Origin of the sequence: Allobosea thiooxidans, assembly GCF_900168195.1 — a bacterium.
GTDB classification, from domain to species: domain Bacteria; phylum Pseudomonadota; class Alphaproteobacteria; order Rhizobiales; family Beijerinckiaceae; genus Allobosea; species Allobosea thiooxidans.
In genome coordinates this window covers 1-12,612 of record NZ_FUYX01000029.1, presented here as the reverse complement: position 1 = coordinate 12,612, position 12,612 = coordinate 1, and the positions used below count along the sequence as shown (strand labels likewise).

The window sequence follows — 12,612 nt, the reverse complement described above, 5'->3', positions numbered from 1 at the left end:
GACCAGAACCTGAAGCTCGACACGCCGACCACCGAGCGGCAGGTCCTTGGCTCGTCGCCAGTACCGGCTCTGGATCCGTCGCGAGATCGCCCCACAATCAGGACATCGGCAAGCCACTACGGGGGATCGAACCCGGATAAGGACAAGATCGGGTTCCATCGCGACGCCGTCGACGATCAATCCCGCAGGAACAAGGCTGGCTGGCCGAAATCGCTGATCCATCATGCTGATTCCTCGTAGAAACCAGCGCCAGATCAGTCGCTACATGCAGCAGATTTGAGTCAGAGCCAAACTTGCACGCCGAAACACACTGGTGTCATTCAAGGGAACTGCCCTGGAGAGGTCTTTGATCAGGCGAAGGGCTAGAATTTGGTCGGCTGCTACCGGGATTAGGGAATTCTTCGAAGCAATCTTCACGCGCCTCGCGACTATGCGAAGCGAGACGGCGGTCTCGCTTGCTGCTCAGACTGGGGTGGTCGAATAGCCTGCCGTCAAGCCTTATCTAGAGCTTTGGAAATACTGTCCTTGAGAGACAGTCTCATTTTTCGTAGCGTCGTTTCAGATTCGTCGCTGATTGCATCGATTTTTGTCTCCGCTCGGTGAATTTGGTCATTTACTCGATCGTACTCTTCGAGAATTCGCGCAAATTCAGGATCCTTCACTTTTAGTTGGTGAATGCGATCCAAATGATTGGGGAATTCATCGCGAAGTGTATGCGGTGTGTTTGACAATGCCCTATGCTCCAATAGTTGAGTCCGGTCTGCGTGAGTGTTCGCCGAGGGGATGTGCTAGGGCTTCTCGACGCGAACGACGCGATACACTCGGTGGTTCGCCCTATTGCCGACCGAGATGTATTCACCTGTCACGAAACGTTCTTCGCCCAGATGGAAGCCGACCTCGTCGTCGCTTTCTTCGGCTTCGTAATCAAAAAACCACTGCCCGCCGGGCTTCCGCCGCAGTCGCCCGATCCTGGCTTCCTCGTGTTCGTTGAACCGGCGCACGCGACACGCCGCTTCGTGCTTCTTCCATTCAACAGGATCGAGCCGACTTTGATTATCAAGCGGAACCAGGAGGTCGTAACCTTGATGTTCTTCGTCGGGTGGATGACCTTTTTGCCGGGCGAGAAGTAGTCGCACGTGGCGGAAATTTGACGGTAGATCTTTTGCGTAAACCATGATCCGGACATCCTTTCAGCGTTTATTATGGTCTGCGATGCGGCTTTCTCCTTTGATTTACGTCAAGATATTCGTCGGTCTATATTGCTTTGACAGCGCCGCTCTGGGTGGATGTGTCCTCATGGTTCACGATATCGCGAACGACGAGAGGCGACGGACGTTGGGCGGCTTCTGCAAGTGCGGGCTACGCGGCGCTATCCAGATCTCCGACGAATGAAGATGCGAACAGCTACGGTATCATCGCCTTGGAGATCGAACTGACGTGATCTAGGTAGGCGGCGTTCTGACAAAAGCCCGGCGCTGGCCCCGGCACACCGCTGTCGAGCCAGTTTCGGCATGCGCTAGCATGAGGGCACTGCAGACAAAGGCGAGCAGCAACTGCAAAGGCGCTTCCGCGGTCTTCTTTTGCTGCCGCTCCGGGATCGACGCACCCTCGCTCGATCATTTCGCGAAATAAGCCCGCCTGACGCTGCACCCTTTTGAACATGGACCATCGGCGCGTCGTTCTTCGCCCTTGTAGCCGCGGATGCATAATGCGCTCCTTCACAAGAGGGATTGCTAGAATACGCGCAGCAATCTCGTGGCACATTGATACATCACAAGGACGAGACGTCCCTCCGAATTGGCAGTTTACGTCGCGTTCTATACTCTTCGAAAATGGCTTGGCACCTAGTGCTCTAGTTTGGCGATCTCAAGCAGTCTGCTCGCCGGTGGAGGCCTGCAGACTGAGAGGCATTTTGTGCGGAGCCGAAGGTGGCCGGTCGCCGCCGGCGTGCGAGTCTGTCTTGAGAACATCCCGGATTGGATCGTTCAGTAGCCGCAAGCCGTTGAGGACCACGAGAACCGTTCCGCCCTCATGTCCGACGACGGCAAGTGGTAGGGGGAGGTCGAAAAGGGCAGCGCCAGTCACGAGAAGCAGCATCGCGCCGATCGCGAACACTAGGTTCTGGCGAATGATCCGTGCGGCTCGTCGCGACAGCCTGTACGCAGCCGTAAGCCGCCTCATGTCTTCCGATAAGAGTGCTATATCGGCCGCCTGAAGAGCCACGTCGGAGCCAGCGGCCCCCATGGCGATGCCCACGTCGGCGCGGGCCAAGGCGGCTGCATCGTTCACACCGTCGCCAACGAATGCAATCTTATGCTGCCTCGCTTCTTCGGCGACCCGTCCGACCTTGTCCTCGGGCATCATTCCGGCGTGGATCTCATCGTCGCGAAAGCCCAATGTAGCGCCAATACGTAGGGCTACGGGGCGCCGATCGCCCGTCATCATGAGAATTTTTTCGACGCCGCTCCGCCGGAGCGCTGTCAGCGCATCGGCGGAGGTTTCGCGCGCCTTGTCTGCGACGCTGACGGCACCCAGGAGACGGTTGCCGCGACCTACATAGATGATGGTCTCGGCTGTGCTCCGAAGTGCCCTTAGCGCCTGCCGATCTACCGTTGCACCCATCGTTTCGGCCATACCATGGTTCCCGGCCCAGAGCGGCCCGTCATCGTCGACTCCGGCGATCCCTCTGCTGGGGAACGTTTTCACGTTCCGCACTTCACGGATGGGCAGTCTGCGCTGCGAGGCTTCGCGCCGTAACGCATCCCCAATATGATGTTCGGAATGGGCCTCGAGGCTGGCCAGTGTGGAAAGAAGGTCGCTCTCTTCAGCGTCGAGAGCGACGACGTCTGTCACGGTCGCCCGTCCGGCGGTCAACGTACCGGTTTTGTCGAACGCGAAAACCTTGACACCGGCTAAGGTCTCCAGTGCCGCGCCGCCCTTGAAGAGAACACCTCCGCGAGCAGCGGCCGAGAGAGCCGAAAGGATTGCGGCTGGCACCGAGATGACGACGGCGCATGGGCTTGCAGCGACCAACATTGTCGCGGCGCGATAAAGGGCGACCTCCCAGTTATTTCCAAACGCGAGGAAGGCCGCGAGCGCGGCGACGGAGCCAACAAGCACCCCGATCGTATATCGCTGTCCGAACCACGCGCTGAACCGTTCAGACGGCGCCTTCGCTCCCTGAGCCTCTGTGACGAGCGCGATCATTCGGGCGATCGTGCTCTGCTCCAGCGTCTTCGTGACCCGTACCTCAAGAACACCATCGAGATTGAGGGTCGCCTCGAAGAGGGACTGGCCCGGCTCCTTATGGGCCGGCATCGACTCGCCGGTGATGTTGGATTCGTCTAGGGAGCTCCGGCCCGAGACGACCACGCCATCCGCAGGAACCCGTGAGCCGGGGCGAAGGATCACGAGATCGCCGATCCGCAGGTCGGCTGCGGGCACTTCCTCGACTGCGCCATGCGGCGCCTTGCGGAGCGCCATTTCCGGCCGCAACTCCATCAAAGCTTCGATGGCATGCTTTGCACGCCCCATGGCCCGTTCTTCGAGGGTTGTCGACAAGCTGAACAACGTCAGCAGGATCGCGCCTTCGAGCGATGCACCTGCCCCTGCTGCCGCGACTGCTGCGACGATCATCAGGAGATCGATGTCGATAACATTTCTGAGCCACAGTGTTCGCAGCGCGCGCCAGCCGACAGGTAGTCCTCCAGCCAAGTAGACGAGAGATGTCCCAATAGCGGAAGCAAGCAATGCAGGCAGCCCATCCAGCAGCCAGCTGCCGGATGCCGCCAGCACAAGCCCGATCACCGTCGAAAATGTCAGAAACGTGGGAAGCTTCGCCTCGAATTGCGTCAATATCTCCTCCAGCCTTTTCGATCGTTACATGGTATTCGACAGCGGCCGAGGGCTCAGGTCAGCCGCCCAATCCGGAGACGAGCCTCGAAGCCGTCTTCGCGTCCCTCCCTCGGCGAGATCAGCTCAAGGCTACTGTCGGTACCGGCGGCGATCGCTTTCGCGATGGCCAGCCCGAGACCGGCCCCTTGTGCCTGCGCGCGGCCGCGTTCGAACGGGTTGAGCAGACGGGCGAGCAGATCTTGAGGCACGGCCGGCCCCGCATTGGCGACGCGCAGCAGGCCGTCCATCGACAGCGCCACGCGGACCGGCTCGGCCTGTGAACCGTGCTTCAGCGCGTTCTCGATCAGGTTCCGCGCCAGTATCGCGAACGCATCCGGATCGATGCGGGCCGGCACTGGATCATCGGGCAAGGCCAGCTCGATCCGCCCGGTGCCGCCTGCGTTGGCGGTCAGTTCACCCACGATCATCCGGAGGATCGTGCCGGTGTCGACCGCCTCGGCGCCATGGAGGCGGCCTCCCTCCGCCTTTGCCAGCTGCATCAGCTTTTCCGAGAGGCCGGAGAGCCCTCGCAAGGCGGCTTCAATGTCGCGAGCGCGCTTGCGTGCGGCACCATCGGTCGTTTCGATGATCAGTCTCTGTGTCTGTGCCAGCGCGGCCGCCACCGGCGTGCGCAATTCATGCGCGGAGTTGGCGGCAAAGCTGCGCTCGGCCTCCAGGGCGCGCCTGAGGCGTTCCAGCAGCTGGTTCACAGCCTGTTCAACTGGCCGGATTTCCGAGGGCAGGTCGCCGGCGGCGACCGGGGTCAGATCGCCGGCGCCCCGAAGCTCGATCTCGGAGCGGAAGCGCCGCAGGCTCGTCGTCGACAGGCGCACGACGGCCCATATGCCGATCAGGCTGAGCGGAACGATCAGGCCGAGTGGGCGGGCCAGGCCGAGGAGCACCTCCCGTGCGACAGCGCGGCGGCGGGCTTGCGGCTCGGCGACGGTGATCGTGATCGTGCCCTGCAACGCGGCATCCGAATAGAGACGGTGGGTCGGCGTATCGGAGAAGCCCATGCCGTTGAACGGCGGGAAGATCGCCGGGTCGGCTCTGTGCGAGCGCAGCAGCGTCTGTCCGTCGGCGTTCCGCACCACATAGGTGAAGTGCTCGTCATGCTCGCGCATTGTCGCGACGCTCTGGCTGGCTGAGTCGTCGCTGTCGCGCCCGATGATGTCGCGCACGGCCAACGGGAGCAGGCGCTGCCCGGTTTCCGCAAGCTCGCTGTCGAAGACCTCATCCATTTGATGGCGCAGATTCTGGGCCGTCACGGCGGCGGCCACTGCCCAGACCAGCGCGATGCCCAGGCCCAGCCAGAGCGACAGGCGCCATTGCAGGCTCTTTGGCGCGATCATCGTGCGCTTCCCAGCCGATAGCCGATGCCCCGTACCGTGTGGACGACATCGGGGCCGAGCTTTTTACGCAGGCGGCTGACATGGACCTCGATCGTGTTGCTTTCGACTTCGGCGCCGAAGGCATAGAGCCGGTCTTCCAGCTGGGCCTTGGACATCACCTGGCCGGGGCGCTGGACGAAGGCCTCGAAAAGTGCCCATTCGCGCGCGGTCAGGTCGATAAGCCGCCCGTCTTTCATGACTGTCCGTGCCGCCAAATCGATCTGCAGGCAGCCGATCTCGACGAGCGGGTTGGGATTGCCGCTGTAGCGACGCGCCACCGCGTTCAGCCGTGCGGACAGTTCCGCAAGGTCGAACGGCTTGGTCATGTAGTCGTCTGCTCCCGCATTGAGCCCTTCGATGCGGTCGGAAATCTGGTCCAGCGCGGTCAGGATAATGACCGGTGTCACGCATCCTTTCCGGCGCAGATCGCGCAGGAAGGCGATCCCCCGACCGTCGGGAAGCATCAGATCCAGCAGGACCAGATCATAGGCTGCGCTGTCGAGATGCTCGGCGGCTCGGTCGAGGCGGCCGACCCAGTCCACCGAATGGTTGTCGCCGACGATGTGGTCGCGCACCGCGGCTCCGAGGATCGTGTCGTCCTCGATCAGAAGAACTCTCATGACGGCGCAATCCCATCTGTCCGAGACCTGTTGCCTGCGGAACCTGTCAGCTTCCTGAAGGGCCGTGCCCTTCACGCTTCAGCTACGCGTCAGGAAAGATTGCCATCATTCCGGCCTGTGAACGCTGATCAGGGACAAATGCCATGGTGAAGCCGTTCGTCGCGGGCCTGCTGCTCCTTGCCATTGCGGGATCAGGGGTTGCGATGGCCGATGACGATTGCGACGTCCCCCTGGGGAGGTGGCAGCCCCGCGAGGCCGTGCAGGCGATGGCGCAGGCACGGGGCTGGCAGGTGGACCGGCTCAGGATCGACGACGGTTGCTACCAGATCAGGGGCACCGACGAGACCGGACAACCGTTCAAGGCCAAGATTGATCCCGCGACTTTGGAGATCGTCAAGATCAAGCGCAGGACCCGCAGCGACGGCGGCCACCATCATGAACGGCGCTCCTCCGCCGCCACCGGCTCGGTCGATCCGTCTGGCCCGGCGTCTCCGAAATCTCTGTTCGATCGCAGCGAGCCACCGAAAGCCACGGTGAATTAAGCCGGCCGGGCCTCCCTGTCCCGCGACGCTACACCCTTCTGCCCAACGTTGGAGAAATGGCCATGCCCGTTGCAACCGCGCGCTATTCGAAAACTCTGGTCGTCATTCACTGGGTAACGGCCCTCGCCGTGCTTGGCGCATGGTTGACGGCGGAAGGCGGCCGGGAGGTGGTCCGGAATCCGCCGCTGCTGCATTTCTGGTTGGGCCTTGCGGTCCTGGTTCTGGTCGTTCCCCGGCTGATCCTGCGGCTGGTGGAGCCTGCGCCCGATGGCGCCCCGCAGCATGGCTGGCTCGCCATCGGCGCCAAAATCGGCCACGGGCTGCTCTATCTGCTGCTGATCGCCTTGCCGATCACCGGCTGGTACGCCGCTTCGCGCATGGGCGTGCCCGTCTCCTTCCTCGGCCTGCACCTACCCTCGATCGCGGCGCCTGTGCAGGGACGTCCCGGCTTGATCGCCGAGCTTCATGAGAATGGCGGCACCTTCATCCTCGTCCTTGCCGGCCTGCACGCTCTGATGGCGATCTGGCACCAGTTCGTCCTGCGCGACGGGGCGCTGCGGCGGATGAGCCTGCGCTGAGAAGGCAGGGTTCTCGTTCCCTTCCGCCTCTCCGGTCCTTCCCGCACAGGCCCAAGCGGAAGGGTTGGAGAGGCGTGGCGTTCCCGTCCCTATGCAGCGGCGACCGGACGCCAAGCGATCCCGGCACTTCCTGACAGCTGGCTGAAGCTGATTCTGCCACCGCGTCAGGAGGCTGTCAGCGCGCTGTCCCAGGTTGATCGTGCCGGATGTCAGGGCGGTTCCTTCGCCGGTGCGGTTCGGTGCTGACCGGCCGGAACATGCCGTCCCCACTGCCGGGCAAAGGAGTCTCTGCTACCATGAACAAGATCATGCCGGCCATTGCGTTGACCGTTGCGCTCACGCTGCCCAATCTTGCCCAGGCGCGACCGCTCAAGCTCACCACCATGCTGACCAATTATGGTGGCGACGGCGCCTATCTCGCGATCTATCTCACAAATGCGCAGGGGGCCTATGCAGGTAGCCTGTGGATGGCCGGCCGCAAGTCAAAATACTACGCGCATCTGTCAGGCTGGCATCGCGCGACCGGGGGTAACCCTGCCGAGATTAACGGCATCACGGGAGCCAGCGTCGGCGCGGGACGCACGCTGGAGATTTCGCTCGATCTCGCCGATGCGCTCTTCGACGCAGGGTATACCCTCCATGTCGATGCTGCCGTGGAAGACATGCGCGACAGTCCGAACGAGGTCGCCGTTCCGCTGACGACCGCAGGCGCGAAAACGCCGGTCCGCGGCCGGCGCTACGTCTCAAGCCTGGCCTATTCGTTCTGAGCGGTGGCCGGCATGATCCGCCTTGCTCATCGCTGGCCTGGTCTTGTGGCCGGCCTTCTGCTGCTGGTGCTCAGCTTGAGCGGTGCGCTTCTCTCGATATTCCCGATCGTAGAACGCCTTTCCTCCGTCCAGGCGGACGCGCTTTCGACTGCTGAACTGGCCGAGCGCATCCAGGCGGTTCATCCCGAGGTCGAGCAGATCAGGCGGAGGCCTTCGGGCCGGATTAGCGCCTACTGGTCCGAGAACGGCGTGCCACGGGCAGCGGTCATTGATCCCGCGACAGGGCGGGAGATCGCCTCCGCCGACCCGAACCCGTTCGAGCGCTGGTTGACCAGACTGCATCGCTCGCTCCTTTTCGGGGACGCTGGTCGCATGGTTATGGCGGCCGGTGCCGCCGCCATGCTGGTGCTGGCCGTTTCGGGCACTGCGCTGATCGCGCGGCGTGCAGGAGGCTGGCGGCGCTGGTTCTCGCCGCTGCGCGGGCCGCTCGCGACGCGCCTGCATGTCGAGCTCGCGCGCATCGCTGTCGGCGGCCTGCTGTTATCTTCTGCCACCGCCTTGTGGATGACGGCCTTGACCTTCGACCTCCTGCCCGACGGGCCGTCATCGCGCCTGACGGAGGTGGAGGGAGGCGGCCGGACGGGGATGCCCGTCGCAGGCATGGATGTCTTGAAGCGCACCCCGGTTTCCCAGCTGCGCAGCCTGTCCTTTCCCGATCCGGCCGATGCGACCGATGTCTTCACGCTCAAGACGGATCGCGGCACCAGCCATCTCGATCAGGGAACCGGCGTGCTGCTGGCCTGGAGCGATCCGAGCGCATGGCAGCGCGTCTCGGAAACCATCGACATGCTGCACACTGGGCGGGGTGCCGCTGCCCTGGGGCTGGTCCTCGGCTTCATGGCGCTCAGCGTACCCGTGATGGCCGGAACGGGTTTCGTCCTGTGGTTCGCGGGCTGGCGCGCTCGTCCGCGCATTCGCGGCAATGTCGCGGCCGGGCGCGCCGAGACGGTGCTGCTCGTCGGGTCCGAGGGCGGCAGCACATGGGGGTTCGCCGCGACGCTGCATACGGCGCTCTCGGCCGCCGGGCAGACCGTTCACGCCGCGCCGATGTCGTCCTTCGAGCCGGCCCGTTATCGGCAGGCGCGGCGCATCCTGATCCTGAGCGCGACCTATGGCGACAGCGCTGCGCCTGCTTCGGCGCGCGGATTTCTTGACCGGCTGAAATTCCTGCCTGCGGCCCCCTCGGCCGCGCTGGCGGTTCTCGGCTTCGGCGATCGCAGCTTTCCCGGATATTGCGCTTTTGCGCAGGCCGTCGCCGATGTGGCGGAGGCGGAGGGCTGGCACATGCTGGTTCCGTTCAGGACGGTGAACCGTCAGTCGCCGCAGGATTTCGCCTGCTGGGGCCAGTCGCTGGGGGCGGCGATGGGGTTGGAGCTGGAACTCGCCCACCAGCCGGTCCGGCCGGCAGCCTTCCCCCTGACGCTGGTTTCGCGCCGCGATTATGGCGCCGAGGTGCAGGCGCCGACCATCATTCTGCGCTTTGCGCTGCCGAAGTCGCCATTCTGGCTGCGTCTCACCGGTCGCGGTTTCGGGCGCTTCGTGGCCGGAGATCTCCTCGGGGTCCTGCCGGACAGCTCTGCCGTTCCCCGGTTCTACTCGCTGGCGTCCGGGGAGCGCGACGGTTTCATCGAGATCGTCGTCAGAAAGCACCCCGCCGGTCTGTGCTCCGGCCAGCTCTTCGAGCTGCGACCCGGCGATGCGATCAACGCCTTCCTGCGGCGGAACCCCGGCTTCCATGCCGGCCGCGACGCTGCGCCCCTCATCCTCGTCGGGGCCGGAACGGGCATCGGGCCGCTGGCAGGTTTCATCCGGGCCAATGCCCGGCGCCGCCCTATCCGCCTGTTCTTCGGCATGCGGCATCCCGACAGCGACTTTCTCTATGGCGAGGAGTTGGAGGGCTGGCGGCGGAACGGACAGCTGCAGCGGTTCGACACGGCGTGCTCGCGCGCGCGGCAGCCCCGCTATGTGCAGGATGCGCTACGCGGGGAGAGCGCCGAGGTCGCCCGCATGGTTCGCGAGGGCGCGCGGGTGATGGTGTGCGGCGGGCGCGACATGGCAGCCGGCGTCTCCGCGGCGCTCGCGGACATTCTCGCCCCCATCGGGCTGACGCCGGCGCTGCTACGCGCGGAGGGACGTTATGTCGAAGATGTCTTCTGATCCGGACCGCCAGGCGTTGAGCGGGCACACCATGGGTACGCGCTGGTCCGCGCTGTTTTACACAACCGGAACCTTCGACCCGGCACCAGTTCGCAGCGCGCTTCAGGCTGCGGTAGACGAGGTGGACGAGCAGATGTCCAGCTGGAAGCCGAATAGCGACCTGATGCGCCTCAATGCCGCCCCGATGGGGCGATGGGTCGGTGTCCCCGCCCGGCTGATGACGGTCCTGCGGATTGCGCTCGAAATCGGCTGCTCCTCGGCTGGTGCCTTCGACATCGGCATGGGCGACGCCGTGAGCGCCTGGGGGTTTGGCTCGTCCGCGGCCGACTGGGCCCTGATCCGCAAGGCGCTCCAAACCCCGCGACGGGCCGCATACGAGGTGCTGGAGTTGAACGTGGTGGGCGGCGAGGCGCGCAAGAGCGCTCCCATCGTCCTCGACCTCAATGGCATCGCAAAGGGCTATGGCGTCGACCGGCTGGCGGAGGCGCTTCGCGGCTTCGGCATCACAAGCGGGCTGGTCGGCATCGACGGCGAGATGCGGGCCCTTGGGCTGCGCCCCGATGGCGAACCGTGGACGATCGCCGTCGAGGAACCCGACCCCACCTCCCGTGCGCCGCATTCGATGCTTGTTCTGCAGGACGCCGCGGTAGCCACTTCGGGCGACTATCGACACTGGGTAGACGTCGGAGATCGCCGCCTGTCGCATACGATGGACCCGCGCCGCGGCGCGCCCCTGACGAGGTCGCCGGCCTCTGTCTCCGTGGTGGCGCGGACCTGCGCCGAAGCCGACGCCTGGGCGACTGCGCTGATGGTCCTCGGCCCTGGCGAGGGGGCGGAACTCGCGAAGCGTCTCCGGCTCGACGCGTTGTTCCTGGTGCGCGAGGGGCAGGCCATCCGGCCTCGGGCGGTCGGCGCCCTGTTCGCGGCTGGCCCACTCAAGCAGGTCGCGCGCTGATCGTCACGAAACGGCGTGGCTGCCGCGATTACGCGGCGCCGCTGCTTCCCCGGGGCACTCGCTGCAGACGTCTGAGTTCGGTCGATGTCGCGATGTGCACTTGCAACTCATCAATATACATTATATGTAATTGTATAGTATATGGCGCAGAGAGGATGCCTGCGATGACTGCCGTGAAGATTGACGACCGGCTGACGGTCGCCAGCCAACCGAACGAGGAGACGCTCTCGGCGCTTGCGGCTGGCGGCTTCGCCACCATCATCAATAACCGCCCCGACGGCGAGGAGCCGGGCCAGCCGGGCAGCGCCGCCGAGAAGGCTATTCTCGGACGAGCGAGCCTTGCCTATCACTTCATCCCCGTGGCGGCATCGACGATCACCGAAGCTGATATCCGCTCGTTTCAGCAGGCAGTGTCCGAGGCCGAAGGGCCTGTCTACGCTCATTGCCGCACCGGCACGCGCTCGTTGACGCTGCATGTGCTGGGCGAGGTGCTGGCAGGGAGGATGAAGCCCGACGAGGTCGAGGCCTTCGGACGCGAGCGCGGTTTCGATCTTTCGGGCGCGGTACAGTGGCTCGCCCGGAATGCGGCCCGCGTGCCCCAAGTGAAGGGCTTCTACGAGCCGCGCTCCGGCAGCATTCAGTATGTCGTCGCCGATCCGAAGACGAAGCGTTGCGCGATCATCGACCCGGTCTTTGAGTTCGATGAGAAGTCCGGGGCGACCGCGACGCATCAGGCCGACGAGATCCTCGCCTATGTGGCGCAGGAGGGGCTCACCGTCGAGTGGATCCTCGACACCCATCCTCACGCCGATCACTTTTCGGCCGCTCACTATCTCAAGCAGAAGACGGGTGCCTCTACTGCCATTGGTGCGCGCGTCACGGATGTTCAGAAGCTCTGGCAGGGCCTCTACAACTGGTCGGAACTGGCGACCGACGGCTCGCAGTGGGACCGGCTCTTTGCCGAGGGCGACAGCTTCAAGGTAGGCGAGCTCACGGGGCGCGTGATGTTCTCGCCCGGCCATACCCTGGCCTCCGTGACCTATGTGATCGGCGACGCGGCATTCGTGCACGACACGATCTTCATGCCGGATTCCGGCACGGCGCGGGCGGACTTCCCGGGTGGCAGCGCCAGGGCCCTGTGGGCGTCGATCCAGGCGATCCTGGCCTTGCCGGACGATACGCGCCTGTTCACCGGGCACGATTACGAGCCCGGCGGGCGCGCCGCCAGATGGGAGAGCACGGTGGGCGAGCAGAAGCGCGCGAACCCGCATCTGGCCGGCATGACGGAGGAGCGCTTCGTCGCGCTGCGGGAGGCGCGCGACCGCACCTTGCCGATGCCGAAGCTGATCCTGCATGCGCTTCAGGTCAACATCCGCGGCGGCCGGCTGCCGGTGCCTGAGGCCAACGGCCGGCGCTATCTCAAACTCCCCCTCGATGCGCTGGCGGGGGCCGCGTGGTGATGACTTCCGCGATGACCCGCAAGATACCTCCGGCGGAGATGGAGGCGCGCGCCGGCGAGGTTGCCGCCTTGCTCAAGACATTGTCGCATCCGGCACGTCTGCGGCTCGCCTGCGCCCTCGCCGAGGGCGAATACGCCGTCGGCGAGCTTGAGGAGCGGCTCGGCATCCGTCAGCCGACACTGTCGCAG

14 protein-coding genes are annotated in these 12,612 nt (G+C 64.5%); 7 read left to right on the top strand and 7 right to left on the bottom strand.

Features of this window, described 5'->3' with window-relative positions:
• The 7 genes from B5Y19_RS26285 to B5Y19_RS25430 all read right to left on the bottom strand — a co-directional run.
• Positions 1-159, bottom strand: a 159-nt coding sequence (locus tag B5Y19_RS26285; RefSeq protein ID WP_244555727.1) for a transposase family protein, incomplete at its 3' end; no start/stop codon positions are given.
• Between the two features lie 332 nt (positions 160-491).
• Positions 492-731 carry an HP1242/YdcH family protein gene (locus B5Y19_RS25455; protein WP_079592379.1) on the bottom strand — a complete coding sequence of 80 codons (240 nt, stop codon included), beginning with the start codon at positions 729-731 and terminating at the stop codon, positions 492-494.
• Between the two features lie 57 nt (positions 732-788).
• A complete protein-coding gene (locus B5Y19_RS25450) occupies positions 789-1,175 on the bottom strand; it encodes a hypothetical protein (RefSeq protein WP_079592377.1) in 387 nt (128 codons plus the stop codon).
• A gap of 229 nt (positions 1,176-1,404) precedes the next feature.
• Entirely contained in the window at positions 1,405-1,662 is a 258-nt protein-coding gene (locus B5Y19_RS26780; RefSeq protein WP_411914175.1) for a DUF6455 family protein, read from the bottom strand.
• A gap of 204 nt (positions 1,663-1,866) precedes the next feature.
• On the bottom strand, positions 1,867-3,855 hold the full coding sequence (locus tag B5Y19_RS25440) for a heavy metal translocating P-type ATPase (protein ID WP_079592375.1): 1,989 nt from the start codon (positions 3,853-3,855) through the stop codon (positions 1,867-1,869).
• Positions 3,856-3,908: 53 nt separating this feature from the next.
• Entirely contained in the window at positions 3,909-5,246 is a 1,338-nt protein-coding gene (locus B5Y19_RS25435; RefSeq protein ID WP_055726669.1) for a sensor histidine kinase, read from the bottom strand.
• On the bottom strand, positions 5,243-5,905 hold the full coding sequence (locus B5Y19_RS25430; protein ID WP_055726670.1) for a response regulator transcription factor: 663 nt from the start codon (positions 5,903-5,905) through the stop codon (positions 5,243-5,245). Before B5Y19_RS25430 ends, B5Y19_RS25435 begins: the two co-directional genes overlap by 4 nt.
• A 143-nt stretch (positions 5,906-6,048) precedes the next feature.
• On the opposite strand from B5Y19_RS25430, the gene B5Y19_RS25425 reads away from it, so the two are divergent.
• From B5Y19_RS25425 to B5Y19_RS25395, 7 genes are all read left to right on the top strand, one after another.
• Entirely contained in the window at positions 6,049-6,447 is a 399-nt protein-coding gene (locus B5Y19_RS25425; RefSeq protein WP_055726671.1) for a PepSY domain-containing protein, read from the top strand.
• A gap of 62 nt (positions 6,448-6,509) precedes the next feature.
• Entirely contained in the window at positions 6,510-7,025 is a 516-nt protein-coding gene (locus B5Y19_RS25420) for a cytochrome b (protein WP_055726676.1), read from the top strand.
• Positions 7,026-7,321: 296 nt separating this feature from the next.
• The gene (locus B5Y19_RS25415; protein ID WP_055726672.1) at positions 7,322-7,792 is read left to right on the top strand and encodes a DUF2271 domain-containing protein; all 471 of its coding nucleotides are present in this window, start codon (positions 7,322-7,324) and stop codon (positions 7,790-7,792) included.
• A 12-nt stretch (positions 7,793-7,804) separates the two neighbouring features.
• On the top strand, positions 7,805-10,009 hold the full coding sequence (locus B5Y19_RS25410) for a PepSY domain-containing protein (protein WP_055726673.1): 2,205 nt from the start codon (positions 7,805-7,807) through the stop codon (positions 10,007-10,009).
• Complete coding sequence (locus tag B5Y19_RS25405; protein ID WP_055726674.1) at positions 9,990-10,964, top strand: FAD:protein FMN transferase; 975 nt, start codon at positions 9,990-9,992, stop codon at positions 10,962-10,964. The genes B5Y19_RS25410 and B5Y19_RS25405 overlap by 20 nt, the downstream gene beginning before the upstream one ends.
• Positions 10,965-11,128: 164 nt before the next feature.
• Positions 11,129-12,424, top strand: coding sequence for a bifunctional sulfur transferase/dioxygenase Blh (gene blh, locus B5Y19_RS25400; RefSeq protein WP_079592373.1), 1,296 nt, complete (start codon positions 11,129-11,131; stop codon positions 12,422-12,424).
• A gap of 11 nt (positions 12,425-12,435) precedes the next feature.
• Positions 12,436-12,612, top strand: a 177-nt coding sequence (locus B5Y19_RS25395; RefSeq protein ID WP_139384569.1) for an ArsR/SmtB family transcription factor, incomplete at its 3' end; no start/stop codon positions are given.

What these genes read in the sequence shown, in the direction of transcription:
- B5Y19_RS25450 (WP_079592377.1), bottom strand. Translation starts at nt 1,175, where the DNA reads ATGGTTTACGCAAAAGATCTACCGTCAAATTTCCGCCACGTGCGACTA.
- B5Y19_RS26780 (WP_411914175.1), bottom strand. Translation starts at nt 1,662, where the DNA reads ATGTTCAAAAGGGTGCAGCGTCAGGCGGGCTTATTTCGCGAAATGATC.
- B5Y19_RS25435 (WP_055726669.1), bottom strand. Translation starts at nt 5,246, where the DNA reads ATGATCGCGCCAAAGAGCCTGCAATGGCGCCTGTCGCTCTGGCTGGGC.
- B5Y19_RS25430 (WP_055726670.1), bottom strand. Translation starts at nt 5,905, where the DNA reads ATGAGAGTTCTTCTGATCGAGGACGACACGATCCTCGGAGCCGCGGTG.
- B5Y19_RS25425 (WP_055726671.1), top strand. Translation starts at nt 6,049, where the DNA reads ATGGTGAAGCCGTTCGTCGCGGGCCTGCTGCTCCTTGCCATTGCGGGA.
- B5Y19_RS25420 (WP_055726676.1), top strand. Translation starts at nt 6,510, where the DNA reads ATGCCCGTTGCAACCGCGCGCTATTCGAAAACTCTGGTCGTCATTCAC.
- B5Y19_RS25415 (WP_055726672.1), top strand. Translation starts at nt 7,322, where the DNA reads ATGAACAAGATCATGCCGGCCATTGCGTTGACCGTTGCGCTCACGCTG.
- B5Y19_RS25410 (WP_055726673.1), top strand. Translation starts at nt 7,805, where the DNA reads ATGATCCGCCTTGCTCATCGCTGGCCTGGTCTTGTGGCCGGCCTTCTG.
- B5Y19_RS25405 (WP_055726674.1), top strand. Translation starts at nt 9,990, where the DNA reads ATGTCGAAGATGTCTTCTGATCCGGACCGCCAGGCGTTGAGCGGGCAC.
- blh (WP_079592373.1), top strand. Translation starts at nt 11,129, where the DNA reads ATGACTGCCGTGAAGATTGACGACCGGCTGACGGTCGCCAGCCAACCG.